Origin of the sequence: Dactylosporangium sp. CA-139066, from assembly GCF_050936175.1 — a bacterium.
Lineage (GTDB): Bacteria > Actinomycetota > Actinomycetes > Mycobacteriales > Micromonosporaceae > Dactylosporangium.
This window is the reverse complement of the sequence record NZ_JBNJNH010000001.1, coordinates 4,102,080-4,123,403: the sequence shown is the minus strand read 5'-3', so window position 1 is coordinate 4,123,403 and position 21,324 is coordinate 4,102,080. Positions and strand designations below refer to the sequence as shown.

Here is a 21,324-nt window from a genome sequence, read left to right as displayed (position 1 = left end):
GCAGCGCAGTTGCCACATCATGTCCTCGTCGTCGGCCTCGACGAACTGCCCGGTTGAGATCTGTACAGAACTCACGCACCCATCGAAGTCCGACGTTGCGGACTGGGCAAGGACCCCGTCGCCGCTCGCCGGTTCAGCCGACCGGGGGTCGGCGGCGGTTCGCCGAGCGGACGGCCAGCGCGATGACCAGGTTCCCGGCGCCCAACAGCGTGCCGAGGGACACCATGGCTCGGACGGTTGTGCGGGCGTTGTTGCGCCGATCAGCCGGGGAGTGTACCGCGTCGATGTGGACACGGTCACCGTCGAGGCGGATCGGTGCGCCCCGGTACACGGTCACCTGCACCGGGGTTCCCGGGGCCAAGCCGTCGAGCTGGTCCCGCGACACAACCATCGTCAGGTGCCAGCCGCCGGCGTCGATCTCGGCCTGCTTGGTGCTGAGCGCCGTGACCGTACCCTCGACCACGGCGCGGCAGGCGGTCCCCGAAAACACCTGCGGCGACTCGCAGACCGGCGCCTGGTCGACCCGGCGCTGCTGAGCCTCGGCCTGCCGCTGCACGATCAGCGCCGCACCGACCATGACCCAGCTGGTGGCCAGGCATGCCACCGAACCCCACACGTACCGCGCACGATGCCGCTCGAACACTGGCCCATTGTCGGCCTCCTCGGCAACTGGCTGAAGCTGGTTCCTCACCGAACTCGAGCAGGGCACCGGCGAGACGGCCCACCTGGCCAGCAGCTGGGCCGATAGATCGCTTTCGCCAGGGGCGTGTGAGCTCGAGGTCCTGCTCAGGGGTCAGCGGGGCGCGCAGCTCGCCAAGTGACGCCCGCGCCCTGACCCAGTGCGCAGTGGACCGCCGTTGCCGACCCGGAGGGCAACCTCTTCGATGTCGGCAGCCCGTCCGACCAGTAGTCTTCGGCGGTGCCGAGACTCAAGGTGCTGCTGCACCAGAAGATGGATCGATGGTGACGATAAGACGGTTCGACAACGCCGACGCCCTCGCCGTGGCGGGCCTCATCGAACGCTGCCTGCGTGAGGTCAACAGTCGCGACTATCCGAGCGAGGTCATCGAACGGATGTGCGGCCACTTCACCGAACAACGCATCAAGGAACTCGCCACGCAACGGCAGATGTTCGTCGCCGAAGCGAACGGGATCGCCGGCACGGTCTCTCGCGACGGCAACAAGGTCTACACCATGTTCGTGCACCCTCGGGCCGCCGGTCGCGGTGTAGGACGGCTTCTCATGCGCCACATCGAGGCGCTGGCTGCGATCGACGGCTACGACCACATGGAAACCGGCGCGAGCATCACAGCGCATGACTTCTACCGCCGGCTCGGCTATATCGACGTCCGCTCCACCGAGACAGAGTTCGGCTTCAACTACGTCCTGCGCCGCGATCTGCCCTGATGGAAACGTCTACCGAAGCCGGATACTCCGGATCCGGGTCGCGGGATGCCGCAGATGCACTCCGGCCACAGCGAGAACAGGTCGGCGTCGTCGATCTCGGCGGCGAGCAGCTTGGCGAACGAACCGGTCAGGTGCGCCCATGAGGCGGCGTCGTGCGGCATTGCCCCGTCGACGGTCACGGTGAGCCGTTTTGCCGGCGTGGCGGACCAGCCGCGGGCGCAGGTGCTTGGCGTGGAGGCGGACGTCTTGGCGTTGTCGGCGCTGTGTTGCTTACGCTACTGGACTATCCGCCGCCGGCCGGGCGGGTCCGGCGTACTGACAGGGCGAAGGCGAGGGCTGCCCCGCCGTACAGCACGGCGGTGATCGCTAACCAGCGGCCGAGGTAGACGTCTTGTGACAGCGCGGTGGCGGCTTCGAAGCCGGGCACGATCCTGAAGATCAGCGGGAACCACACCAGTAGCAGGAGGCCGGACAGCACTGTCGGTACGCGCAGGTAGTTGATCCACGGGATCGTGCGCAGATCCGCGGCGCGGCGGTACAGCACCGACCGGGCCGATCGGTCGGCGACCGCGTACAGCGGGAACAGGATCAGGTCGTGCGCGATGGCCGCGCCGACCAGCCACACGGCCACGCCGAGAGGCTGGACCGCGAACAGTCGCACGGCGGCATAGCCGGCCACCGCGAATGCGCAGATGAGAGCGAGCAGATGCAACGGGTTCGCGCCGTACCAGCGGATGAAGCGGGCCACGCTCACATCCGGAAGGTCAGTGCGCCCACCCACTTGGTGTTGTTCACACCCGGGTTGGCCGGCACGATCACACGAGCGGGATAGCCGTGGTCGAGCGAGAGTTCCGCGCCGTTGACCCGCAGGGCGAGCAGCGATCGCGGGTCGCGGATCTGGTTGTCGCGCAGGACGGCGGACCGGAAGGACCCGGTCCGCTGCACGGATTCCACCAGGACGTTCGCCGCGGCGGGCAGGCCGGCGAGGTCGGCCAGGTCGGCCAGGCGCACCCCACTCCAGTGCTGGTCCTCGGTGGACCACCCTTCGACGCAGGCGATCGGCAGTGCGGCGGCGTGCTGCGGCAGCCTGAGCAGCTGCTCCCGGGTCAGGGTGAGCTCACGGTCGCCACCCCGCACGATCAGCCGCCACGCATCGCCGGCGTCGGTCGCGGTGATGCCGACGGACGAAGCCGTCTTGTTGATCTGGAAGCCGTTGGGTCCGCCGCCGGGGTTGCGGTTGCGGGGGGCCAGCAGTGCCGTGTACCGCGCCCAGCCGCCGAGGCTCTGCCCGACCGTCACCGCGAGCAGCAGCAGGGAGCCGGCGCCGACCAGCCCTACCGCGCCGCGCCGCGAGATCGTCGGCGTGGCCGGTGCGGGTGACACGAGGCCGTCCGGGTCGGCGGGCTCGGGACGGGTGTGCGCAAGGTCGGTGCGAAGCTCGTCGCGGAGTCGGCGCGAGCGCAGGGCGCGCGTCATCTTGCCGAGTTTCAGGGCGACGTGGGCGGCGAACGCGGCGACGAAGACCCAGGCGCCGTAGAAGTGCAGGCTGTAGAAGGAGCCGGGGAAGACGTAGAACAGCTGGACGTTGAGCAGACCCGTGACGAACTCGAAGATCGCCCCGCCGACCAGCAGCAGCAGCGACAGCCGTTCCAGGGCCTGTGCGGGGCTGCGCACGGGCGGCCAGTCGAACAGCTTCGGGATGACCGACCAGAGCTTGGCCAGCAGTACCGGAATGAGCACGACGCCGAGCGTGACGTGCACGCCTTGGGTGAGCCGGTACAGCCAGGCCGGGTGCGTCGGCCAGTCGAACAGGTAGAAGCCCAGCAGCCCCTTGTCCGGGGTGGTGTCGTTGCCCAGGTCGGGGTTGTAGGCGGCGTAGGACAACAGGCCCGTCACGAACAGCGCTGTGACCCCGGCCAGCAGCACCAGGCCGAACACCGACGTCAGCCAGGGACCGCGGATCGGGCTGCGCCAGAATTCGCGACTCAAAGGTCCGGGCGGCCCAGCCGGCCGGCGGCCTGGTGACGCTGCGTCCGGACCCGCCCGATCGTCCGCCACTCCCCGGTTGCCTCTCGTGCTCGTGCCATCCGGACGCTGCCAACTACCCGTCCGTCCACGTGGCAAACCTGAACCCCCGTATCCCCATGTCGACCCGGGGCTCGCTGATGCTGTGAGGTGCTAGCATCCGGCGGTGCTGGTTGCCGTAGGTTCGAGGAACCCGGTGAAAGTCGCCTCCGTTCGCGCGGCATTCAACGCCGTGTGGCCCGGCAGCGAGTGGTGCGTCGAGGGATGTTCGGTCGCGTCAGGCGTCTCCGATCAGCCGATGAGCGACGAAGAAGCCCGCAGCGGCGCTCGAACCCGCGCGGTCGTGGCACGGCAAACCGCGAACGCCGACTATGGTGTCGGTCTCGAGGGCGGACTGCAGCAGGTGGGACCACATTGGTTCAACTGCGGGTGGGTGTACGTCGTGGACCGCGAGGGCATCGAAGGAATGGCGAGCACGGTCCGAATCGTCGTGCCGCCGACGGTGATGCAACTGATCTGGCAGGGGCACGAACTCGGTGATGCCTGCGATCAGATATTCAAGGCTCGAAACACGAAGCAACATGGTGGAATATTCGGGCTCCTGTCGAACGGCGCGATCGACAGGACGAGCGCATTCACCGACGCTGTCGTCGCCGCGGTGGTCACCTTCTTGCATCCACAGCTCATGGGAAACATCTGAGCTTGTGGTGCTGGGGTGCCGACGCGGTGCTCACGTATCGACGCCGGGTGTCTGTGGCGTGGGCGCTGTCCTCGACCGGTGCCGGTGGAGCGCGGCGACGATCACGACGGCGAGCGCGGCGGCATAGCCGATCCGCTGCGTGGATGCCGTGGTGAGGTGCAGGTTGGGGGCGTACTGGGCGAGGTAGGCGGCCGCCGCGACGGCCAGCCACTCGGTCCGGCCGCCGAGAGCGACCAGCAGGACGAGCAGCAGTGCGTACCAGGGGTAGCTGGGCGCTGCGACGAGCAGCGCCGTGCCGGTCATGACGGTAGCGGCCAGCCATGGCCGGTCCGGGTCGGCGGTGCGGACCGTGCGCAGCGCCACCACGGTGAGGACAACGACCGCGACCGGCCCGGCCCAGGTCGTCGGCATGAACAGGGTCAGCAGGGGGAACCGGGCGCCGGTGGCGTAGCCCTCTTCGGTGAGGTACCCGGGGATGTAGCCGATCACTTGGGTGCCGACGGCGAGCAGGTGGGGCAGGTAGACAGCGGCGACCGCGGTGGCGGTGGCCGTGGCGACGAGGACCGGGCGTCGGCGCAGCACGGCAGGGGTGATCAGCAGCGGGGTGAGCTTGGTGGCGATGGCGAGCCCGAGCAGGGCGCCGCCGAGGGTGCTGGCGCGGCGGGTGCGCGCCCGGGCGAGTACGAGCAGGGCCAGGCCGGTGAGGAACGCGGCGGCGACGTCGACGTGGGCGTTGTTGCCTGCTTCCAGCGCGACCGTGGGACACCACGCCCACAACACCGCCAGCCGGGGGTCGGCGCCCGTCGCCCGTAGCCCGATCAGCAGCAGGACCGTGGTGGCCAGCGCGAACCCGGCCATTGCCAGCTGCAGTGGCACCTGCCGGCTGTGCGGCGGCGACACGACGTGTACAGCCGCGAAGAGTGCCTGGGCGACCGGTGGGTAGATGGTGTGTACGGTCGGCCGGTTGATCACCGTGCAGCCTGCCGCGAGTGGACGGCCGTGGTCGGGGTCGACGGCGCCGGCCGGGACGCACCAGTTCGCGTGCTGGGGCCACAGGAAGTCGTTGCGCAGGCCGGTCAGCTCGGGTGCGGCCGGGACGTAGCGGTAGGGGTCGATGCCGGCGGCTTGTACCTGGCCGTCCCAGATGTAGCGGTACATGTCGTCGCTGCTGCGGGGCGGCGCGCTTGCGGCCGCCAGCGGCAGCACGGCGCCGCCGAGCAGGATGAGCACTGTGGCCGTGCGGAGCGGGAGCCGGCGCACCAGCCACCCCCCGACGGCGAAGACCAGCCAGGCGGCGCCGACGAAGACGACTGCCCGGGTCGGGCCGGTGAGGCCCGGCGCGACCGCATCGGGCTGGGCTACGAGTACGGCGAGGGTCGCCCCGGTCGCGAGGGCGCCGGCGACCGCGAGTCCGTGTTCGATTGCTCGGCGCCACCGCCGGTGCGGGGTCGGCGGCGCGTTGTCGGTGGCCATGGCGGGTGCGGCGGGCGGCTGGGCGCCGGTCACCGGGGGCCGGGCTCGGTTGGCGCCGCGGCCGGATCCGGCGTTGGCAGGTGCGCCCGTACGGCCGCGGCGAAGCGGCTGTCGGGGCACTGCGCGGCGACGGCGTGGGCGTCGGCGACCGTGTCGACGTCGCGGAGCGCGGGCAGCAGCGTGACGGTGAGGCCCAGTCCGGCCAGCGCGGCGAGGGTGTGCCGGCCGGTGTCCGGGGTGGACATCGGTACGCCGCCCAGCACGGCGGCGTGCGCCGGGTGGGGCAGGCCCAGGGTCCACCAGCCGCCGTCGTGGGCGGGTCCGAGCACGGCGTCGGCGCCGTCGTGGAGCGCCTGCACGGCGGTCGCGAGCAGCGCTGCGGTCACCTGCGGGGTATCCATACCGAGCAGGAGTGTGGCGGTATCCGGTAGGGCGGTGTCGGCGTAGGCGTGGACCAGCCGCTGTGCGAGGCCGTTGCCGCGCTGGGTCACGGTATGCCAGCCGGCCGGCGCAGGGTACCGCCCGCTGAGCACGATGGTGCGGCGGATCGCGGGGGTGGTGTCGAGGACGTCGATGGTGTCGGCCAGTGCGGCCGCGGCGATCGCGGCCGCCTGCCGGCCGGTGGCGGGTGGGCAGAGCCGGGTCTTGACCCGGCCGGGTGCCGGTGCCTTGGCGAACAGCAGGAGTTGGATGTTCATGTGGACAGGACCTTGGCCATGTCGTGGATCGCCTGTGCGGTGCCCCGAACGGTGCCGGTCACCTTGGACCGGGTTCCGGCCGTGCGGGGGGCGTAGTCGACGTCGGTCTCGTGGATGCGCCAGCCGGCCCGGGCCGCCGCGACCACCATTTCGAGGGGGTAGCCGGAGCGCCGGTCGCGCAGGCTCAGGGCGAGCAGGTCGGCGCGGCGTGCGGCGCGCATCGGGCCGAGGTCGTGCAGCGGCACGCCGATCCCGCGGCGAAGCCGCCGGGCGAGTAGGGCGTTGGCGAGCCGGGCGTGCACCGGCCAGGCGCGGCGGGTTGTCGGCCGGCGCCGGCCGAGCACCAGGTCGGCGGTGCCGGCGCGGACGGGGTCGGTCACCCGGGAGAGCTGCTGCGGGTCGAACGAACCGTCGGCGTCGCAGAAGCACACGATGTCGGCGGTGGCGGCCAGCAGCCCGGCGTGCGCGGCCGCGCCGAAGCCGCGTTGCGGCACGTGCACGACGGTGGCGCCGTGGGCGGCGGCGACCTCGGGTGAGCCGTCGGTGGAGCCGTTGTCGGCGACGATCGGCCGGTATCCGGCGGGCATCCGGGAGAGCAGCCACGGCAGCGCGGGTGCCTCATTGAGACAGGGCAGCACGACATCCGTCACGATCGGACGCTACCCAACGCCGTGGCAGGCCGATCCACGGTTCGGCGAATCGAGGATGCTACGACGTGCGAACGCGGCCGCTGACGGACGCTTCGGCGGTATCGTCGCCGGTGTGGCCGCTTGCGGCAACCGCCCACCGGGGGAGGAATCGGCGGATGCGGGTACTGGTCACCGGCGGTGCCGGATTCATCGGTGCGCACGTGGTGGAGCTGCTGATGGCGGCCGGGCACGACGTGGTCGCGTTCGACGTGCTACACCCGGCCGCGCACCGCGGCCTGCCTGACGCGCCGTCGGATGCGGACGTACCGCTGGTGCGCGGCGACGTTCGCGATCCCGGGGCGGTAGCCGCCGCGCTGCGCGGGGTCGACGTGGTGGTGCACCAGGCCGCGATGGTCGGCATGGGCGTGGACATGGCTGACCTGCCCGACTACGTCGGCTGCAACGACCTGGGCACCGCGGTGCTGCTGGCCGAGATGGCCCGTGCCGGCCTGCACCGGCTGGTGCTGGCCAGCTCGATGGTGGTCTACGGCGAGGGGGCGTACGCCTGCCCGGCGCACGACGCGGTCCGGCCGGCCCCGCGTGCGGTGGATGACCTGGCGGCCGGCCGGTTCGAGCCGACATGCCCGCGCTGCGCCGCGCCGCTGGTCCCGAGGTTGGTCGACGAGGATGCGGCGCTGGAGCCGCGCAGCGTCTACGCGTCGACCAAGCTGGCCCAGGAGCACCTGACCGCGGCGTGGGCGCGAGTCGTCGGGGCGAATGCGGTGGCGCTGCGCTACCACAATGTGTACGGGGCGCGGATGCCGCGCGACACCCCGTACAGCGGAGTGGCGGCGATCTTCCGCTCTACGCTGGAGCGCGGCGTGGCGCCGCGAGTGTTCGAGGACGGCGGGCAGCGCCGGGACTTTGTCCACGTCCGCGACGTGGCGATGGCGAACCTGGCCGCGCTGGATGCCACCGGCGGGCCGCCTGGCGGGTTCCGGGCGTACAACATCGCCTCGGGCCGGCCACGCACGGTGGGTGAGCTGGCCGCGGCGCTGGCGACGGCCTGTGGCGGTCCACCGCCGGTGGTGACCGGCGAGTTCCGGGCCGGCGACGTACGGCACGTGGTCGCCTCGCCCGAACGGGCCCGTCGGGAGCTCGGCTTCAACGCGACGGTCGGCTTCGAAGAGGGCGTCACCGAATTTGCCCGCGCACCGCTGCGGGTTTGAGCAGCCGGTCGCACGGGACCGCATCTCATCGATCAAGATCGGGTGCGCTGTCATGTCGCGATCAGCTCGCCAACTGACGCCCGCGCCCTGACCCAGTGCGCAGTGGACCACCGTTGCCGACCCGGAGGGCAACCTCTTCGATGTCGGCAGTCCGTCCGACCAGTAGAAATCATCCTGCCAAAGATCACAACCCGACTTCCGCTCATGCCACCGGCAGTGTGCGCCGACGGTCAAACGCCAGGGCGAGGGCAGCGTCTTCCGGGTCACCTTCCCGGCTGGTGCCGTGAGCCTCAGCTCGTCGGCGCGGGCGGGCACCCGCACGAGGTCAGTGTGGCGACGAACGCGTCCCGCTCCGCCGTGGTGACCGACAGGCCGTAGGCCGACTTGATCTCGACCTGGCGCGCGACGTACGCGCACCGGCCGGTCGCCGGCAGCCAGTCCGCCGCGTTCGCGTCGCCCTTGGCCCGGTTCTGCTGGACGGTTGTGGCCTGCAGTTCCCGCGGGTCATTGGCGAACTGGAGCCGCCGCTCGTCGGTCCAGGCCGAGGCGCCGCTGCGCCAGGCGTCGGCCAGGGCGACCACGTGGTCGATCTCGACCTGATCGCTGGTCACGCCCTTTTCGAAGGTGACCGTCGACCCGCCGTACGGGTCGGTGAGGACGCCGCCGACGACCGTGCAGGCAGGGTCGCCGGGCGCGGTGACGACCGACTGCAGGTCGCGGCGCAGGACGTCGTTGCGGGTGTCGCAGCCGTTGCCGTCGGTGTCGGACCAGGCCGGGCCGAACCGGTCCCGCGCATAGGCGGCGGTGACCGGGGCGTCGACGATCGGCAGCTGATATACCTCGGCGACGAGGTCGGCGACCCTGGCCTTCGCGGGTGCGACGCTCGTCGTGGGCGTCGCTGCCGGAGGCGGTGTGGGCATCGCTGCGGCCGGGGTGGTGGTCGTCGTGGCGGGCCTCGTGGTGGCCGGCGTTGTTCCGTCCAGTCCGCTGAGATCGGGGGCCTCAGTGACCTCGGCGACCGGGTGGGAGCCGGTCGTCCGGCCGGTTCCGGCCCAGGCCGCGGCGAGCAGGCCCAGCAGGAACGCGCCGAGCACGCCGGCGGTGATCAGCGGCCAGACCCGGCGCCGGGTCGCGCGGGGGCCGGCCGGGCCCGGCACATCCGGCCAGCGTGCGTGAGTGCGCCATCGGCTGTCCACGTCAGGGCCGCCGGACCTCGACGATGACCTTGCGGTTCTGCGCCGCCGGGCCGGGTAACAGGTGTCCGTTCGCGTCCGTGTCGGGCACGTGCCCTGGCGCCTTCGCGCCGAGGCCCTCGGTGGCGATGGTGGCCGGATCGACGCCGAGCCCGACCAGGGTCTGCTTGACCGCGTCGGCCCGCTGCCGGGAGAGCGTGATGCCGCCGGTCGTGCCCGCCGTCGCCCCGGTCAGGCTGACGAGCAGGTGCCGGGCGATGATCTTCTCCGCGAGCGGCTTCAACGTCTGCTGCACGGCGGCCGGGTCGCGGTACACGGCCTGGTCCGGCAGAAATCCGACCGTCTCCTGGCCGAGGTCGATGCTGGAGACGGGTTCGACGCCGATGGTGGCGAACGGGTCCGTGGCCGGCAGCGTCACGGTCGCGACCGCGGGCAGCCCGTCGGTCGCGACCCCGCTGAGCGGCTCGTCCTGAACAGTGACGCCTGCCCCGGCCTTCTCGAGGATCGCGGTCCAGATCGCGACGAGGTTGGCCCGCTGGGCCGTGCTCAGCGGCTGCTGCGGCGCGGCCGTGTCGCCGATGCCGCTGAGCACGACCGTGACGCCGGTTAGGTCGGGCAGCGCGCCGGCGCTCGCGAGCGACTCGGCGACGTCGGCCGGATCGGCACCGAGGACGCCGGGGTCCTGGAAGCGCAGCGGGGCCACGGTCTGCAGCCCGCTGTCGATCACCACGGGCGTCCGCGTGCCGGTGGCACCGGAGGTCGCCCGGGCTGCGAGCGTGATCGCGCCGAGCAGGTCGTTCTCCGGTACCGCCGCGCGCACCGCGACCACCCTGGCGGCGAAGCTTGCGGAGACTTTGGTGATGCTCTGCTTGCGCGCCTCGTCGTTGTTGCCCTGCGCGGCCAGCGCCACCGGCCCCTTGAGCACGGGCTGCCCGTCGTTGACCACGATCGAGGCCCGGCTCCCCTCGGTCACCGCGGCGTCGATGAGCGAGCCGACGCCGCCGACCAGCGCCGGGCGGGGGCTGTTAGCGTGCGCCCCGACGACAACCGCGAACCCGTTGCCCGGCTGGGCGCCGCCGGTGCCGGAGGCGGACCCGGGCTGGGTGCCGCCCGAACAGGCGGCCAAGGTGCCGGCGGCGAGGGCGAGCGCCGTGGCGACGGCGAGCAGACGGTGGACGGGCATGCGACCTTCCTTCGGTTCGGGGCGTCACCGGTGCGGTGTCTCGGGCTGCTGGTGCGTGATCGCCGATGTGGCGGCTGGGCTGCCGAGCCGCGCCGTCAGGGCCACGCGGGCGAGCTGTTTGAACTCGTCAGCCTGGGCGAACGTGCCGGCGCGCTGGGCCTCGCGGCGCTCCGGGTCCCGGCCGGCGTCGGCGCGGGTGTGCTCGATGAGGCGCCGCAACCGCTCGGCGTCGGCGGTGGCGCGCTGATGCCGGGACCGGGCCCGCCGGTATGCCCACGGGTGCGGTCGGCCGCGCAGCCGGCGTCGGTGCTCGCTGCGCTCGGCCCGCCCCGCCAGCCGGCCCGCCCGCCAGAGCCGCAGGTGCCGGCCGAACAACGCGATCCGGTCCGGGCCGTGGTCCAAGGCGAGCCAGAATGCCATGAGCCCGCCGCCGAGGTACAGCAGCAGGAACAGCACCGCCATCGGCAGGTCGGCGAGGTCCACGGTCGGCAGCCCGCCGGCCGGGGCCGTGCCCGCTGCGCCGTCGAGTCCGGCGAGGGGATCGACCGGATCGAGTCCGGCAAGCGGGTCGCCGCCGGCGGCCGAGCCGTGAGTGAGCCGGATCCACAGGGCGGCGGCGCCGAGCGCGAGCCACAGCACCGCCAGCATGACGGCCGCGACGACGCGTCCGGCGCCCGGCCGCCCGGAAGACCGGTCGGGGCCGGTCCCGCGTAGCGCCGCTCCCGCGACGTGCGCCAGGCCGATCGCAAGGATCGTGAACGCGAGCACGAGCACCCAGACCTCGCCGTCCTGGAGCACGCCGGCCAGCTCGGCCACAACGACCTTGAAGTTCATGACGTCGCCGGCCATGGCGCCGGCCACGAACACCCAGCGGCCCCAGCCGCTCCAGGCGCCCTGCTCGGCGAGGCTGAGGCGGGGCTCGTCCGGCCGCCCGGGCGGCCCGGCGGCCGTCACGACGCCACCCGGCCGGTGCCGTCCCAGCCCGGCCCGGCGGCCCGGAACGGTCCGGACCGGGGCGCCCGGCGACGGCCCGGCCGCCGTCCGGTCACGGGCTCGGCGATGCCGGTGGAGCCGGCGGGTTCGTCAGCGGCGGCCGGGCCGGCCTCGGCGCCTTCCTCGGCGCCGGACACGGCGGCATAGCGGTCGATAACCCAGGCGGCGCGTTCCTGTCGCAGCTCGGCCGCGCGCAGGCGGTCCTGAAGGTCGAGCAGCGCGGCCTCGTGGGCGCGCCGCCGGTCGATGTAGTAGGCGTCGATGCGCTGCAGCTGCTGCTCCCGCCAGGCGTCGATCATCCGGTCGAGCACGCGGGCGTTGCCTTCGTCGACGGAGCCGCCGGCGGCGAGCCGCTCGATCCACAGCTCGACGTCCCGGCGCGGATCGGCGGCCGACGGCTCGGCCGGGGCGGGGCCGGCCGACGCGAACAGCCGGCGCAGCGGGTTGTGGCTCATGGGGAGACGCCGTTCTCCAGTGCCCAGCGGGGCCACGGCTCCGGCAGCGGTTTCCAGCCGCCGCGGCGGTTGAACCGATTCGAGCGCAGCAGCGAACGCCAGTAGGCGGCGATGCGCCACTCGGTGTAGTGACCGAAACCCGCGCAGCGCTGCCGCATGGCCTCCACGCGCCCGGTGTACCGGGCCGCCGCGGTCCGCAGCGCGGCCTCGGCGTCCAGCTGCGCGGTGCGCCGTTCGCGCAGGGCCGTCTCCAGCGCGGCCCGCTCCCGCTCGTGCTCGGCCAGGCGGCGGCGCCGGACGGTGGCGATGTCCAGGTCGTCCTCGCCGAGGCGGCGCTCCTGGCCGGGCCGGGTGGCGACGAAGCGGATCCTGGCTCGTCGGCGAGGCCGAGTCCCGCCGGGCGGCCACTTCGCGCCGATCGCGTCGAGCCCAAGCTCGTGGCGCCGCCGGTGCACTATGGGTAGGCCCGAGGAGTTGGTCACCGCCACGACGGCGGGGTCGAAGGCGCGGAAGTCGCCGGCCGCCTGGCCCTCGCGGAACAGGCCGACGAGCCGCGTGCTCGGTCATGCCGCGGCTGACGGTACCGAGGCCCGCCGCCGGCACGGTCCGGTCGCTGGGATCATGGGGCAATGAAGTCGAGGCTGCGGAAGCTCCACATCGACGGCCGGGAGTACGCCTGGAAGGCCGACGTGCGGGCGGCGCCCGGCCCGGACGGCCGCCGGCACCGCTGCATCCGGATCCGGGTGTGGGGCGGCGGCAAGACCAGCTGCGCCCTGCAGGCGGACGTGACGCAGCGCGCTCTACCGGCACCGACCGAGGAGGTGTACCCCTACCCCGCGGCCGCCGACGTCCGCGCGCTCATCGACCACGGCCTGCGCGCCGGTTGGGCCCCAGCGGCCCGCGGCGGCACCTTCCAGGTCACGTCGGGGGCCGGCGTGACACTGCCCGGCTTCGTGCTGACCGACCTGCTGTGGACCGCCGAGCAGCGCCGAACCTAGCCCCCGCCGGCAGTCGGTCCCGAACACCGTCACAAATCCTGTTGGCGGGAGACGGCGGCCGCTGCTAGCCTGCCCGAGGCCGTGCGAGAGACCGAGGAGGTGGTACCCGTGAACGTTTCGACATGGGTGCTCCCCTCTGGGGTCACGGCCGGGCGATAGGTCGTCCGGGAGCGCCGTTCACGAGCACTCCCGAAAGGCACGACCATGCAATTCACTGCTGAGCTGCGCTTCGACGACGGTGTCCTCGAGCGCGAATTCACCCTCGGCGAGATTCCCGGCATCCTGTGGACGCCCGGATCCGCATCCGCATCCGCACCGGCCCCGCTGATCCTGATCGGCCACCCCGGGGGAATGCGCAGGATGTACCCGCGACTGGCGGCCCGGGCCCGGCACGCTGCGGCGGAGGGCTACGCCGGGGCCACCATCGAGCTACCCGGGAGCGGTGACCGGCCCCGTTCCGCCGTCGCCGAGGAGGCCCGCGCCGACCTGCGCCGGGCGCTGCAGGCCGGCGAGCCGGTCGCCGACGAGATCGTCGACCGGCTCGTCCTCCCGCTGGTCGAGCAGGCGGTCCCGGAATGGCGGGCCACTCTGGACGCCCTCCAGTCGCTGCCCGAGATCGGCGGGCCGGTCGGGTACTCGGGCGGGGTGATCGCCATCGGCGTCCGGCTGGCGGTGGTCGAGCCGCGCATCTCGGCCGCCCTGCTGTTCGCCGGGAGTTTCGTGCCCCGCGCCATGTTCGAGGAGGCCCGGCAGGTCACCATTCCGCTGCAGGTCCTGCTGCAGTGGGACGACGAAGGAAACGACCGGCAGATGGCCCTGGACCTGTTCGACGCCTTCGGCTCCAAGGAGAAGACGCTGCACGCCAACATGGGCGGGCACACCGGCGTCCCGCACTTCGAGGGCGACGAGGCGAGCCGGTTCTTCGCCCGCCACCTGAAGTAGGGCCGGCCGCCGACGCTGGGGGCTGCCGGCCAGGATCGGCCGGCAGTCTCACTCGGCGAGCTGGGCGCGCAGCGCGGCGGCGCCGGACTCGGCGAGCCAGTCTTCGAAGGTCCGCAGTCCCGGGTGGATGACGCGCAGGGTCTCGATGTCGGCGTGCCAGCGCCCGCCGGCCCGCCACCGCTTGAGGGTCTCGATGAACATCGGGCCGAGCGCGGCCGCCTCGTCGTCGCCGAGCTGCTCGTAGCGGACGGGGATGCCGGTGGCGGCGGTGATCGCCGCGGCCGCCTCGACCGGGGTCGGCTCGTCGCCGGCGAGCTCCAGGGTGCGCCCGGCGAAGCGGGCCGGGTCGGCGAAGGCGAGGGCGGCGAAGTCGGCGATGTCCTCGAGCGCGATGACCTGCATCGGTTCGTGCGGCGGGAACAGATGACGGTGTACGCCATGAGCGATCCCGTCGACGCCGCGCACCCCGGCGCCGAGGTAGTTGGTCATGAAGCGGACCGGTCGCAGTACCGTGGCGAACTCGATCCGGTCGTGCAGGTACCGCTCGATGAGCGCCTTGCCCTCGGCCGACTGCGCCTTCGGCGACGACGACGCGACGGTGCTGAACACGATCTGCCCGACCCCGGCGGCGGCCGCCGCGTCGATGAGCGCCCGCCCGCGGGCCACCTCGACGTCGCGCTCGAACGTGACGGGCGGGATGGCGAAGATCCCGGCGGCGCCGTCGAGCGCGGCCGCGAGGCTCGCCGGGTCGTCGAGGTCGCCGTGGACGAGGTGGGCGCCGGCGTCGGCGAGGGCGGTCGCGGCCGGCGCGGTCGTGTCCCGGACGAGGGCCCGGACCGGCCGGCCGAGCGCCAGCAGCCGCCGGGCCGTGACGCCGCCCTGCTTGCCGGTGGCGCCGGTGACGAGAATCGGGTCGTGGGTGCGAGGTACTGTCATGATTCGGAACGATCCACCCGGTTCCACCACCCGGACAAGGATTTCGTGACATGACCGCCGCCCGCACGGACGCCCTGCGCAACCGCGAAGTCGTGCTGCAGACCGCGATGCGCGTCTTCGCCGAGGAAGGGCTGGAGGTGCCGCTGACCCGGATCGCGCAGCGCGCCGGGGTCGGCGCCGGCACCGTCTACCGGCACTTCCCGAGCAAGGAGATCCTGTTCGAGGCGGTGCTCGCCGAGCACATTCACGAGCTGGTGCGCGCCGCCGACCGGTGGGCCGCCCGGGCCGCGCCCGGCGACGCGCTGGTGGGCTTCCTGATGGAGGCGATCGAGCAGTCGGCCGGGCGGATGCGGGTCTGCGACGGCCTCACCGCCGACAAGAGCTGGCCGCGGGCCACGCTGGCCGCGGCCACGGTGGACTTCCGCGCGGCCCTGGACCGCCTGCTGGTGGCGGCGCGGCGCGGCGGCGCGGTGCGCGCCGACATGCAGGCCGACGACCTGAGCGCGCTCATCGCCGGGGGCGCGGCACTGCGCTCGGCGCATCACAGCCGGGCCCGCGGCCGGCGCCTGGTGCGGCTGCTGCTCGACGGCCTGCTCACGAAAGACACCGAGTTTCGTGACGGTACCGCGGGCCGGCGTCACGAAACCGGGCACTGCCTCGAGTGCGGCGCGCGGATGCGCGTGCACACCACCGGCCGCCCGCCCAGCTACTGCGGCCCGACCTGCCGCCAGCGCGCCCGCCGGCGCCGCCTCGTGACATGACGGCTCATCCGATGCCGGCCGAGGACGAACACCGGCTGCTCGCCGGGCCCGGGCTGGCCCTGACCGAGCTCGCCGAGCGCGTCGGCGTCACCGTGGTGAACCTGTCGGTACTGAAGAACGGCCGCGCCAAGGCGATCCGCTTCACCACGCTGACCGCGCTGTGCGAGGCCCTGCAGTGCCAGCTCGGCGACATCCTGTCGATGCGGCTCCGTCAACGCAGCCAGTCGATCGCGCCGTTCGGGGTCTGCGCCAGATCGTCGCGGATCGTACGGAAGTTCACGCCGTACTCCTGGTCGTCGTTGGCCTCCATCCGCGCGATGTGGTCGGTCGCCTCCTGCTGGTCCGCGGCGCTCTGGCCGTTCGCCTCGATGTGGCGCATGAAGCAGTACGCCACGTAGTTGCAGAATCCTTCGATCTTGTCGTGGTTGCCGAGGTTGAGCTCGTTGGTGATCGCGTGGGTCAGCTCGTGGACCAGGGTGCGCTGGAACGCGATCGGCCGGATGAAGTTCAGCACCTGGATCTCGTGCCGCTTGGGCTCGTTGCCACGGGTCTTCGTCACGCACTCGCCCAGGGTCTGGCCGCCGGCCTCCGTCGTGAACGTCGCATCGCGCGCGACGTCCCACGTCAGCCGGTTGCCGTAGTCCGGGTAGGCCACGCCGTTGTTCTGCGCCCAGCCGGTCATCCACTGCACGACGACGTCGTAGTACTGCTGCGCCTCCTGCCTGGAGTTGAGCGAGCCGGGCGAGCAGACCCCGCACCGCCGCCCCACCACGGTGTCCTCGTTGCCGACCGGCGTGACTTCCGAGGCGTCACGCAGCGGCCGCAGCCCGTCCGCCGTCCGGTACGCCGCCGGCGCGCCACAGGCCCGGCAGTCGCACCCGTCGACCACCTGGCCGACGCACGTGGCGCACAGCCGGATCTTCCCGTCGCGGTAGCTGCTGGAGTTGCCGATCGGGTTGTTCCCGACCCGGACGATCCTGCGGCAGCCGGCGCAGCGGTCCTTCGGCAGGAGGTCGCAGGTCTTGGTGCAGAGCCGGAAGTCGTCGGGTGGCCCGTAGGGCCGGTTCCCGCGCACCGGGGTGTCGGCGATCCGGACCGCCTTGCGGCAGCACCGGCACAGGGTCCGCGGGTACAGCTCCTTATCGGCATGCTCGTCGCACAGGTCGAACGAGTCCTCGCCCTCCCCGACCGTGGTGGTGCCTTCCTTCTCGCAGCCGTTGATCGCGCACATGTCGCCTCCCGAACGTCGTCGTGGTGTTCAGCAGGACTGCGCACGGCGGCCCGTCCGGACGTCAGGAAGCCGACACCACCCGTTCGGGTCGGCCGGCCGGCGCGGGGGTGTAGCCGTCCAGGGCCCGCCACAGCGCCGGGTGCCCGGCCAGCGCGGTCGCCACCACCTCGTCGCCGGCGCGCAGCCACGCCAGGTGCCGCACGGCGTGGGTGGCGACCGCGTCCGGGCAGATCCGCGGCGGGCTCGGCGCGACCGGGTCGCCGGAATGGGCGATGCCGTGCGGGCCGAGCCGCACCGCGCCCGGCTCGGGCTCGCCGTCGACGACGGCGACGTAGGTGAGCACCACCGCACCGTCGGCGTAGCGCCACGAGGTGGAGTGCAGGATCGTCAGCGGCGGCGCCCAGCCGGGCTGAGGACCATCGCTCTGGGCGCCGCCGAACCCGGCCGGCGCAGCCACCGGCCGGGCGTCCACGAGCGAAGCGGCCAACCCGGCCGCCACGGCGTCCGGATGCGCCTGCGGGGGCAGCTCGCCGTCGACCGGCCGGTAGTACACCGCCCCGTCGCGAGCCCCCGCCACCAGTACTTCGACCCGGATCCGGCCACGATCATCCCGCTCCACCACTGCCACTGTGCTGTATTTGCCAGTAACTTGCAACAGTGGGGCAACGACCGGCGTGTCCCGGACTACCGGACGACGAGCTGGACCAGGACGAGGTCGCTGAGGTGGGTCTCGACCTCGAACAGGCCGGCGGTGTCGGCGCGGAAGGCCACGGACGCGGGCACGCCCGGCGTCAGGGTGGCCCTGCGGTCGTGGCCGTGCACGTGCAGCTCGTCGGCGGCGTCCGAGGTGACGGTGATCCGGATCGTGCTGCCGCGGGCGATCTCCACGCGGCTCGTCGGCGGCGTGGCCGTCCGGTTGGCGATCGTGATGCTCACCGTGCGGTCGACGGGCCCGTCGCCGATGTCGGCCGCGGGCGGACCGGCGGCCGGCTCGGGGTCGTTGCCGCGGGCGAGCAGGACGGCGGCCAGCACGGCGACCGCGACCAGGGCGACGGCGGCGACGCGCAGCCATGTGTCGCGGGGACGGGACGGCGCCGGACGTTCCGTGACGGCTTCGGCGGCGGCAGGCATGGCGGGGCTCCTTCACGAGGTCGAGGAACCGGTGCACCGCCACCGACATCGCTGGGTCGCGGCCGCCGAGCCGCTGTGCGGCCGAGCGTACCGGGCGCCGCCGGCCCGGTACAGTGGTCAGTGCACGCGGCCCGCCCGGCGGTAGGCGAGCAGGCCGGCGACCAGGCCGGCCAGGCCCAGCACGAGGGCGATCACGCCGAGGGTGACGGCGGTGCCGTCCCGGTCGCTGCGGCCGCTGTCCATAATGGCCTTCGCGTCCTGGGCCGCCGCGTTCGCGCCCGCCGTCGGGGTGGCTGAGGCGCCGGCCTTGGCGAGCTTGAGCACCGGGGCGGGGTGTTCGGCCTCGGCGCCGGCGGCCGGCTCGTCGATCCAGCGCACTACGTCGCCGTCGGAGTACGTCTGCAGGGCCTTGAAGACGATCTGGTCGGTCTGCGGCAGCGGACCGAGGGAGACGTCGAACTCCTGGAACTGGTGCGGCTTGATCTCCGCCCCCGGGTCGGCGGTCCAGGTGATCTTCGACACGGCCTCGGTGACGTCGCCGTCGTCGGTCTGATCGGGGTGGCGAGCTTCGACGTCTCGGTGACCGCGGTCGACTATGCCGACTGGCCGGTGCTGGCCAAGCTCAGCGCGCTCGGCGTCCAGGCCCACATGGGCTACCTGTTCGGCCTGGCCAACCAGCTGTTGCTGGCCGCCCTCGCCCTCGGCCTGCTCTGCGTCATCACCTGGGGCTACCGGATGTGGTGGCAGCGCCGCCCGACCCGCATCGACCGCCGGGCCCCGGTCGGGCCGCCGCCCGCCCGCGGCGCCTGGCGGCGGCTGCGCCTGCCGCTGCTCGTCGCCGGCGTCGTGGTCACGGCCGCGATCGGCTGGGCACTGCCCACCTTCGGCGTGACCCTCGCGGCGTTCCTCGTGCTCGACGCGATCGCCGGCCTGATCCGGCGACGGCGCACACCGCCGGCGCCGACCTCACCCGCTCCGGCCGGCGCTTGAGCGCCGCCACCACACGGCGCCGGCGGCCACCACGACGAGCACCACGCCGCCGGCGACCGACCACAGCCACCCGGCCGACTCGCCGTCGCCGGCGGCCGGACCGGCCGTCGCGGTCACCGGCGGCCGGGACGGGGCGACGGGCGCCCCGGACGCGGCATTGGTGAACCCGAACTGGCCCTCGATCGGGTGGCCGTCGGCGGAGACGGTCCGCCAGGCGACCCGCACCGCCCCGGCCGGCAGCGGCTTCACCGCCTGAACGAGGGTCCGGTCGACGACGCGCGGCGCACCATCCACATAGGACTGTCCGTCCGCGCCCGTCACCACGATCGTGCTGAACTGCTGCTTGACGTTCTCGTTGAACGTGAGGGTCACCGCCGCGACGGCCACGGTGACGGTGGCACCGTCGGCCGGGTCGGTCCTGAGCAGCGTGGCGTGCGCCCATGCGGGCGTCGCCGGCAGGAGCGGGATCAGCACGGCCGCGGCGAGCAATGCACGGATGGTGGCAGACAGGCGCATGAGCCCATCGTGTACCGCACCCCCGCGGTCGATTCGCGTGGGGTCCACGGGAACTTTCGGCCCGCGGCCGCCGACTCTCATATGACCGTCCACATGCGACCGGAGGATGCTCGATGTCAAGGACCCTGCGAGCCCGCCTCCTCGCGGCCCTCGCCGGCGCTGCCGTTGCCCTCACCCTCTCCGCGTGCGGCTCCGCAGCCCCGCACGACGCCGGCGCACAGGCCACAGCACTGGTCATGAAGGACCCGTGGGTGAAGACCGCGGAGTCGGGCATGTCGGCCGCCTACGGCACCCTGGTGAACACCGGCGGCAAGGACGTCGTCGTGGTGTCGGCGACGTCGTCCGTGTCGCCGGTGATGGAGCTGCACGAGACCACCATGGTCGACGGGAAGATGGCCATGCAGCCGAAGGCGGGCGGGTTCACGATCCCGGCCGGCGGCAGCCACGAGTTCAAGCCCGGCGGCGACCACCTCATGCTCATGGACGTCAAGACTCCGGTGAAGCCGGGCGACGAGGTCACCATCACCCTCACCCTCAACGACGGCGGCACCATGCGGTTCACCGCGCTGGGCAAGGACTTCGCCGGCGGCAACGAGTCCTACCAGCCCGGCGCCGGCTGACATGACCGACCGCACACCCGCCCCGGTCAGCCGGCGGGCGCTGCTGGCCGGCGCCCTCACCGTCGGCGGCACCGCGGCCGTCGCCGCCTGCTCCGGCTCGGAACCGAAAGCGTCCACAGTGGACCTCGGAGCACAGATGGTGCCGTTCCACGGTGTCCATCAGGCCGGCATCGAAACACCCCCGCAGGCGCACGCCGCATTCGTCGCCCTGACCCTCAACACCGGCGTCGACCGCGCCGCGCTGCGCCGGCTCATGCGGCTGCTCACGGACGACGCCGCCCGGCTCACCCAAGGCACGCCGCCGCTCGCCGACGGCCAGCCCGAGCTCGCCGACATACCGGCCCGCCTCACCGTCACGTTCGGCTTCGGCCCGGCCCTGTTCGACGCCGCCGGCCGCACCGACCGGCGGCCGGAGACGCTGCAACCGCTGCCGCCCTTCGCCATCGACAAACTACAACCCCGATGGTGCGGCGGCGACCTGCTGCTGCAGATCTGCGCCGACGACCCGGTCACCGTCGCCCACGCCCAGCGGATGCTCGTCAAGGACGCCCGCGCCTTCGCCGCCGTCCGGTGGGTACAGCGCGGGTTCCGCCGCGGCCGCGGCATGCAGGACGACGGCGTCACCCAGCGCAACATCCTCGGCCAGGTCGACGGCACCGCCAACCCGCCGCCCGGCACCGGCGTCTTCGCCGGCGCCGTGTGGAGCGACGACGGCCCGGCCTGGCTGCACGGCGGCACCACCCTCGTGTTGCGCCGCATCCGCGCCGAGCTCGAGACCTGGGACGCCGCCGACACCGCCGGCAAGGAGTTCGCCGTCGGCCGCCGCCTCGCCGACGGTGCCCCGCTCACCGGCCGGCGCGAGCATGACCCCCTCGACCTGGCCGCGAAGACCGCGAACGGGTTTCCGGTCATCTCCGAGTTCTCCCACGCCGCCCGGGCCCACGTCCTCGACGACCGGCAGCGCATCTTCCGCCGCCCGTACAACTACGACGAACCCCCGGCCGCCGACGGCACCGCCGACGCCGGCCTGATCTTCGCCGCCTACCAGCGCGACATCGGCGCCCAGTTCCTGCCCATCCAGCGCAACCTCGCCGAGGCCGACCTGCTCAACGACTGGACCACGCCGATCGGCTCCGCCGTGTTCGCCGTCCCACCCGGCTGCGCGCCGGGCGGCTGGATCGGTCAGGGGCTCCTCGACTGAGCCGACGGACCAC

26 protein-coding genes and 2 pseudogenes are annotated in these 21,324 nt (G+C 73.0%); 10 read left to right on the top strand and 18 right to left on the bottom strand.

What is annotated here, in order from left to right; genetic code table 11:
* Window positions 1-133: 133 nt before the first annotated feature.
* The gene (locus ACQEVU_RS18885) at window positions 134-643 is read right to left on the bottom strand and encodes a hypothetical protein (protein ID WP_433325214.1); all 510 of its coding nucleotides are present in this window, start codon (window positions 641-643) and stop codon (window positions 134-136) included.
* A gap of 317 nt (window positions 644-960) precedes the next feature.
* On the opposite strand from ACQEVU_RS18885, the gene ACQEVU_RS18880 reads away from it, so the two are divergent.
* Window positions 961-1,407 (top strand): GNAT family N-acetyltransferase, encoded by a 447-nt coding sequence (locus ACQEVU_RS18880; RefSeq protein WP_433325212.1) that lies wholly within the window; start codon window positions 961-963, stop codon window positions 1,405-1,407.
* On the opposite strand, the gene ACQEVU_RS18875 is transcribed toward ACQEVU_RS18880, so the two are convergent.
* The 3 genes from ACQEVU_RS18875 to ACQEVU_RS18865 form a co-directional block, all read right to left on the bottom strand.
* Window positions 1,380-1,586, bottom strand: a complete 207-nt coding sequence (locus tag ACQEVU_RS18875) for a hypothetical protein (protein ID WP_433325210.1) — start codon at window positions 1,584-1,586, stop codon at window positions 1,380-1,382. The two genes, ACQEVU_RS18880 and ACQEVU_RS18875, sit on opposite strands and share 28 nt — an antisense overlap.
* Window positions 1,587-1,690: 104 nt before the next feature.
* Window positions 1,691-2,161 (bottom strand): hypothetical protein, encoded by a 471-nt coding sequence (locus tag ACQEVU_RS18870; protein WP_433325208.1) that lies wholly within the window; start codon window positions 2,159-2,161, stop codon window positions 1,691-1,693.
* The gene (locus ACQEVU_RS18865; protein WP_433325207.1) at window positions 2,158-3,396 is read right to left on the bottom strand and encodes a molybdopterin-dependent oxidoreductase; all 1,239 of its coding nucleotides are present in this window, start codon (window positions 3,394-3,396) and stop codon (window positions 2,158-2,160) included. Before ACQEVU_RS18865 ends, ACQEVU_RS18870 begins: the two co-directional genes overlap by 4 nt.
* A gap of 202 nt (window positions 3,397-3,598) precedes the next feature.
* On the opposite strand from ACQEVU_RS18865, the gene ACQEVU_RS18860 reads away from it, so the two are divergent.
* Window positions 3,599-4,132 carry a DUF84 family protein gene (locus tag ACQEVU_RS18860; RefSeq protein ID WP_433325205.1) on the top strand — a complete coding sequence of 178 codons (534 nt, stop codon included), beginning with the start codon at window positions 3,599-3,601 and terminating at the stop codon, window positions 4,130-4,132.
* A gap of 30 nt (window positions 4,133-4,162) precedes the next feature.
* On the opposite strand, the gene ACQEVU_RS18855 is transcribed toward ACQEVU_RS18860, so the two are convergent.
* From ACQEVU_RS18855 to ACQEVU_RS18845, 3 genes are read right to left on the bottom strand one after another with little or no spacing between them, the layout of a single operon-like run.
* Complete coding sequence (locus ACQEVU_RS18855; RefSeq protein WP_433325203.1) at window positions 4,163-5,638, bottom strand: glycosyltransferase 87 family protein; 1,476 nt, start codon at window positions 5,636-5,638, stop codon at window positions 4,163-4,165.
* Window positions 5,635-6,303: a TIGR04282 family arsenosugar biosynthesis glycosyltransferase gene (locus ACQEVU_RS18850; protein ID WP_433325201.1), complete on the bottom strand. Its 669-nt coding sequence runs from the start codon at window positions 6,301-6,303 to the stop codon at window positions 5,635-5,637. Before ACQEVU_RS18850 ends, ACQEVU_RS18855 begins: the two co-directional genes overlap by 4 nt.
* Window positions 6,300-6,953 carry a glycosyltransferase family 2 protein gene (locus ACQEVU_RS18845; RefSeq protein ID WP_433325199.1) on the bottom strand — a complete coding sequence of 218 codons (654 nt, stop codon included), beginning with the start codon at window positions 6,951-6,953 and terminating at the stop codon, window positions 6,300-6,302. The genes ACQEVU_RS18850 and ACQEVU_RS18845 overlap by 4 nt, the downstream gene beginning before the upstream one ends.
* A 155-nt stretch (window positions 6,954-7,108) precedes the next feature.
* On the opposite strand from ACQEVU_RS18845, the gene ACQEVU_RS18840 reads away from it, so the two are divergent.
* On the top strand, window positions 7,109-8,161 hold the full coding sequence (locus ACQEVU_RS18840) for an NAD-dependent epimerase/dehydratase family protein (RefSeq protein WP_433325197.1): 1,053 nt from the start codon (window positions 7,109-7,111) through the stop codon (window positions 8,159-8,161).
* 290 nt (window positions 8,162-8,451) lie between these two features.
* On the opposite strand, the gene ACQEVU_RS18835 is transcribed toward ACQEVU_RS18840, so the two are convergent.
* The 5 genes from ACQEVU_RS18835 to ACQEVU_RS18815 are packed head-to-tail and all read right to left on the bottom strand — an operon-like array spanning window position 8,452 to window position 12,473.
* Window positions 8,452-9,318, bottom strand: a complete 867-nt coding sequence (locus tag ACQEVU_RS18835) for an HNH endonuclease family protein (protein WP_433325195.1) — start codon at window positions 9,316-9,318, stop codon at window positions 8,452-8,454.
* A gap of 40 nt (window positions 9,319-9,358) precedes the next feature.
* Window positions 9,359-10,537 (bottom strand): hypothetical protein, encoded by a 1,179-nt coding sequence (locus ACQEVU_RS18830; protein WP_433325193.1) that lies wholly within the window; start codon window positions 10,535-10,537, stop codon window positions 9,359-9,361.
* A gap of 24 nt (window positions 10,538-10,561) precedes the next feature.
* Window positions 10,562-11,491 carry a hypothetical protein gene (locus ACQEVU_RS18825; protein WP_433325191.1) on the bottom strand — a complete coding sequence of 310 codons (930 nt, stop codon included), beginning with the start codon at window positions 11,489-11,491 and terminating at the stop codon, window positions 10,562-10,564.
* On the bottom strand, window positions 11,488-11,985 hold the full coding sequence (locus tag ACQEVU_RS18820; RefSeq protein ID WP_433325189.1) for a hypothetical protein: 498 nt from the start codon (window positions 11,983-11,985) through the stop codon (window positions 11,488-11,490). The genes ACQEVU_RS18825 and ACQEVU_RS18820 overlap by 4 nt, the downstream gene beginning before the upstream one ends.
* Window positions 11,982-12,473: a hypothetical protein gene (locus ACQEVU_RS18815; RefSeq protein ID WP_433325187.1), complete on the bottom strand. Its 492-nt coding sequence runs from the start codon at window positions 12,471-12,473 to the stop codon at window positions 11,982-11,984. The genes ACQEVU_RS18820 and ACQEVU_RS18815 overlap by 4 nt, the downstream gene beginning before the upstream one ends.
* 141 nt (window positions 12,474-12,614) lie before the next feature.
* Between ACQEVU_RS18815 and ACQEVU_RS18810 the strand changes: the two genes are divergently transcribed.
* Together ACQEVU_RS18810 and ACQEVU_RS18805 are read left to right on the top strand one after the other, a co-directional pair.
* The gene (locus ACQEVU_RS18810; RefSeq protein ID WP_433325185.1) at window positions 12,615-12,983 is read left to right on the top strand and encodes an integrase; all 369 of its coding nucleotides are present in this window, start codon (window positions 12,615-12,617) and stop codon (window positions 12,981-12,983) included.
* Between the two features lie 204 nt (window positions 12,984-13,187).
* Window positions 13,188-13,925 (top strand): alpha/beta hydrolase, encoded by a 738-nt coding sequence (locus tag ACQEVU_RS18805; protein WP_433325183.1) that lies wholly within the window; start codon window positions 13,188-13,190, stop codon window positions 13,923-13,925.
* A 48-nt stretch (window positions 13,926-13,973) separates the two neighbouring features.
* Here the strand turns inward: ACQEVU_RS18805 and ACQEVU_RS18800 are convergent, their stop codons facing one another.
* Entirely contained in the window at window positions 13,974-14,861 is an 888-nt protein-coding gene (locus ACQEVU_RS18800; RefSeq protein WP_433325181.1) for an NmrA family NAD(P)-binding protein, read from the bottom strand.
* Between the two features lie 50 nt (window positions 14,862-14,911).
* Between ACQEVU_RS18800 and ACQEVU_RS18795 the strand changes: the two genes are divergently transcribed.
* A complete protein-coding gene (locus ACQEVU_RS18795; RefSeq protein WP_433325179.1) occupies window positions 14,912-15,622 on the top strand; it encodes a TetR/AcrR family transcriptional regulator in 711 nt (236 codons plus the stop codon).
* Window positions 15,619-15,810, top strand: a pseudogene (locus tag ACQEVU_RS18790) (helix-turn-helix domain-containing protein); the annotation flags it as partial. The gene ACQEVU_RS18795 and the pseudogene ACQEVU_RS18790, both read left to right, overlap by 4 nt.
* A 23-nt stretch (window positions 15,811-15,833) precedes the next feature.
* Here the strand turns inward: ACQEVU_RS18790 and ACQEVU_RS18785 are convergent.
* From ACQEVU_RS18785 to ACQEVU_RS18770, 4 genes and pseudogenes are all read right to left on the bottom strand, one after another.
* Window positions 15,834-16,853, bottom strand: a complete 1,020-nt coding sequence (locus ACQEVU_RS18785; RefSeq protein WP_433325177.1) for an ImmA/IrrE family metallo-endopeptidase — start codon at window positions 16,851-16,853, stop codon at window positions 15,834-15,836.
* Between the two features lie 61 nt (window positions 16,854-16,914).
* Window positions 16,915-17,472, bottom strand: coding sequence for a hypothetical protein (locus ACQEVU_RS18780; protein WP_433325175.1), 558 nt, complete (start codon window positions 17,470-17,472; stop codon window positions 16,915-16,917).
* Window positions 17,473-17,537: 65 nt separating this feature from the next.
* On the bottom strand, window positions 17,538-17,984 hold the full coding sequence (locus ACQEVU_RS18775) for a hypothetical protein (RefSeq protein ID WP_433325173.1): 447 nt from the start codon (window positions 17,982-17,984) through the stop codon (window positions 17,538-17,540).
* A gap of 117 nt (window positions 17,985-18,101) precedes the next feature.
* A pseudogene (locus tag ACQEVU_RS18770) lies at window positions 18,102-18,515 on the bottom strand (DUF1775 domain-containing protein); the annotation flags it as partial.
* A 27-nt stretch (window positions 18,516-18,542) separates the two neighbouring features.
* Here ACQEVU_RS18770 and ACQEVU_RS18765 point away from each other — a divergent pair.
* Window positions 18,543-18,974 carry a PepSY domain-containing protein gene (locus ACQEVU_RS18765; protein ID WP_433325171.1) on the top strand — a complete coding sequence of 144 codons (432 nt, stop codon included), beginning with the start codon at window positions 18,543-18,545 and terminating at the stop codon, window positions 18,972-18,974.
* Here the strand turns inward: ACQEVU_RS18765 and ACQEVU_RS18760 are convergent.
* Window positions 18,951-19,490 carry a copper resistance CopC family protein gene (locus ACQEVU_RS18760; protein ID WP_433325169.1) on the bottom strand — a complete coding sequence of 180 codons (540 nt, stop codon included), beginning with the start codon at window positions 19,488-19,490 and terminating at the stop codon, window positions 18,951-18,953. The two genes, ACQEVU_RS18765 and ACQEVU_RS18760, sit on opposite strands and share 24 nt — an antisense overlap.
* 113 nt (window positions 19,491-19,603) lie before the next feature.
* On the opposite strand from ACQEVU_RS18760, the gene ACQEVU_RS18755 reads away from it, so the two are divergent.
* Both ACQEVU_RS18755 and ACQEVU_RS18750 read left to right on the top strand, forming a co-directional pair.
* Window positions 19,604-20,110 (top strand): copper chaperone PCu(A)C, encoded by a 507-nt coding sequence (locus ACQEVU_RS18755; protein ID WP_433325166.1) that lies wholly within the window; start codon window positions 19,604-19,606, stop codon window positions 20,108-20,110.
* 1 nt (window position 20,111) lies between these two features.
* Window positions 20,112-21,311 (top strand): Dyp-type peroxidase, encoded by a 1,200-nt coding sequence (locus tag ACQEVU_RS18750; RefSeq protein ID WP_433325164.1) that lies wholly within the window; start codon window positions 20,112-20,114, stop codon window positions 21,309-21,311.
* Window positions 21,312-21,324: the final 13 nt, after the last annotated feature.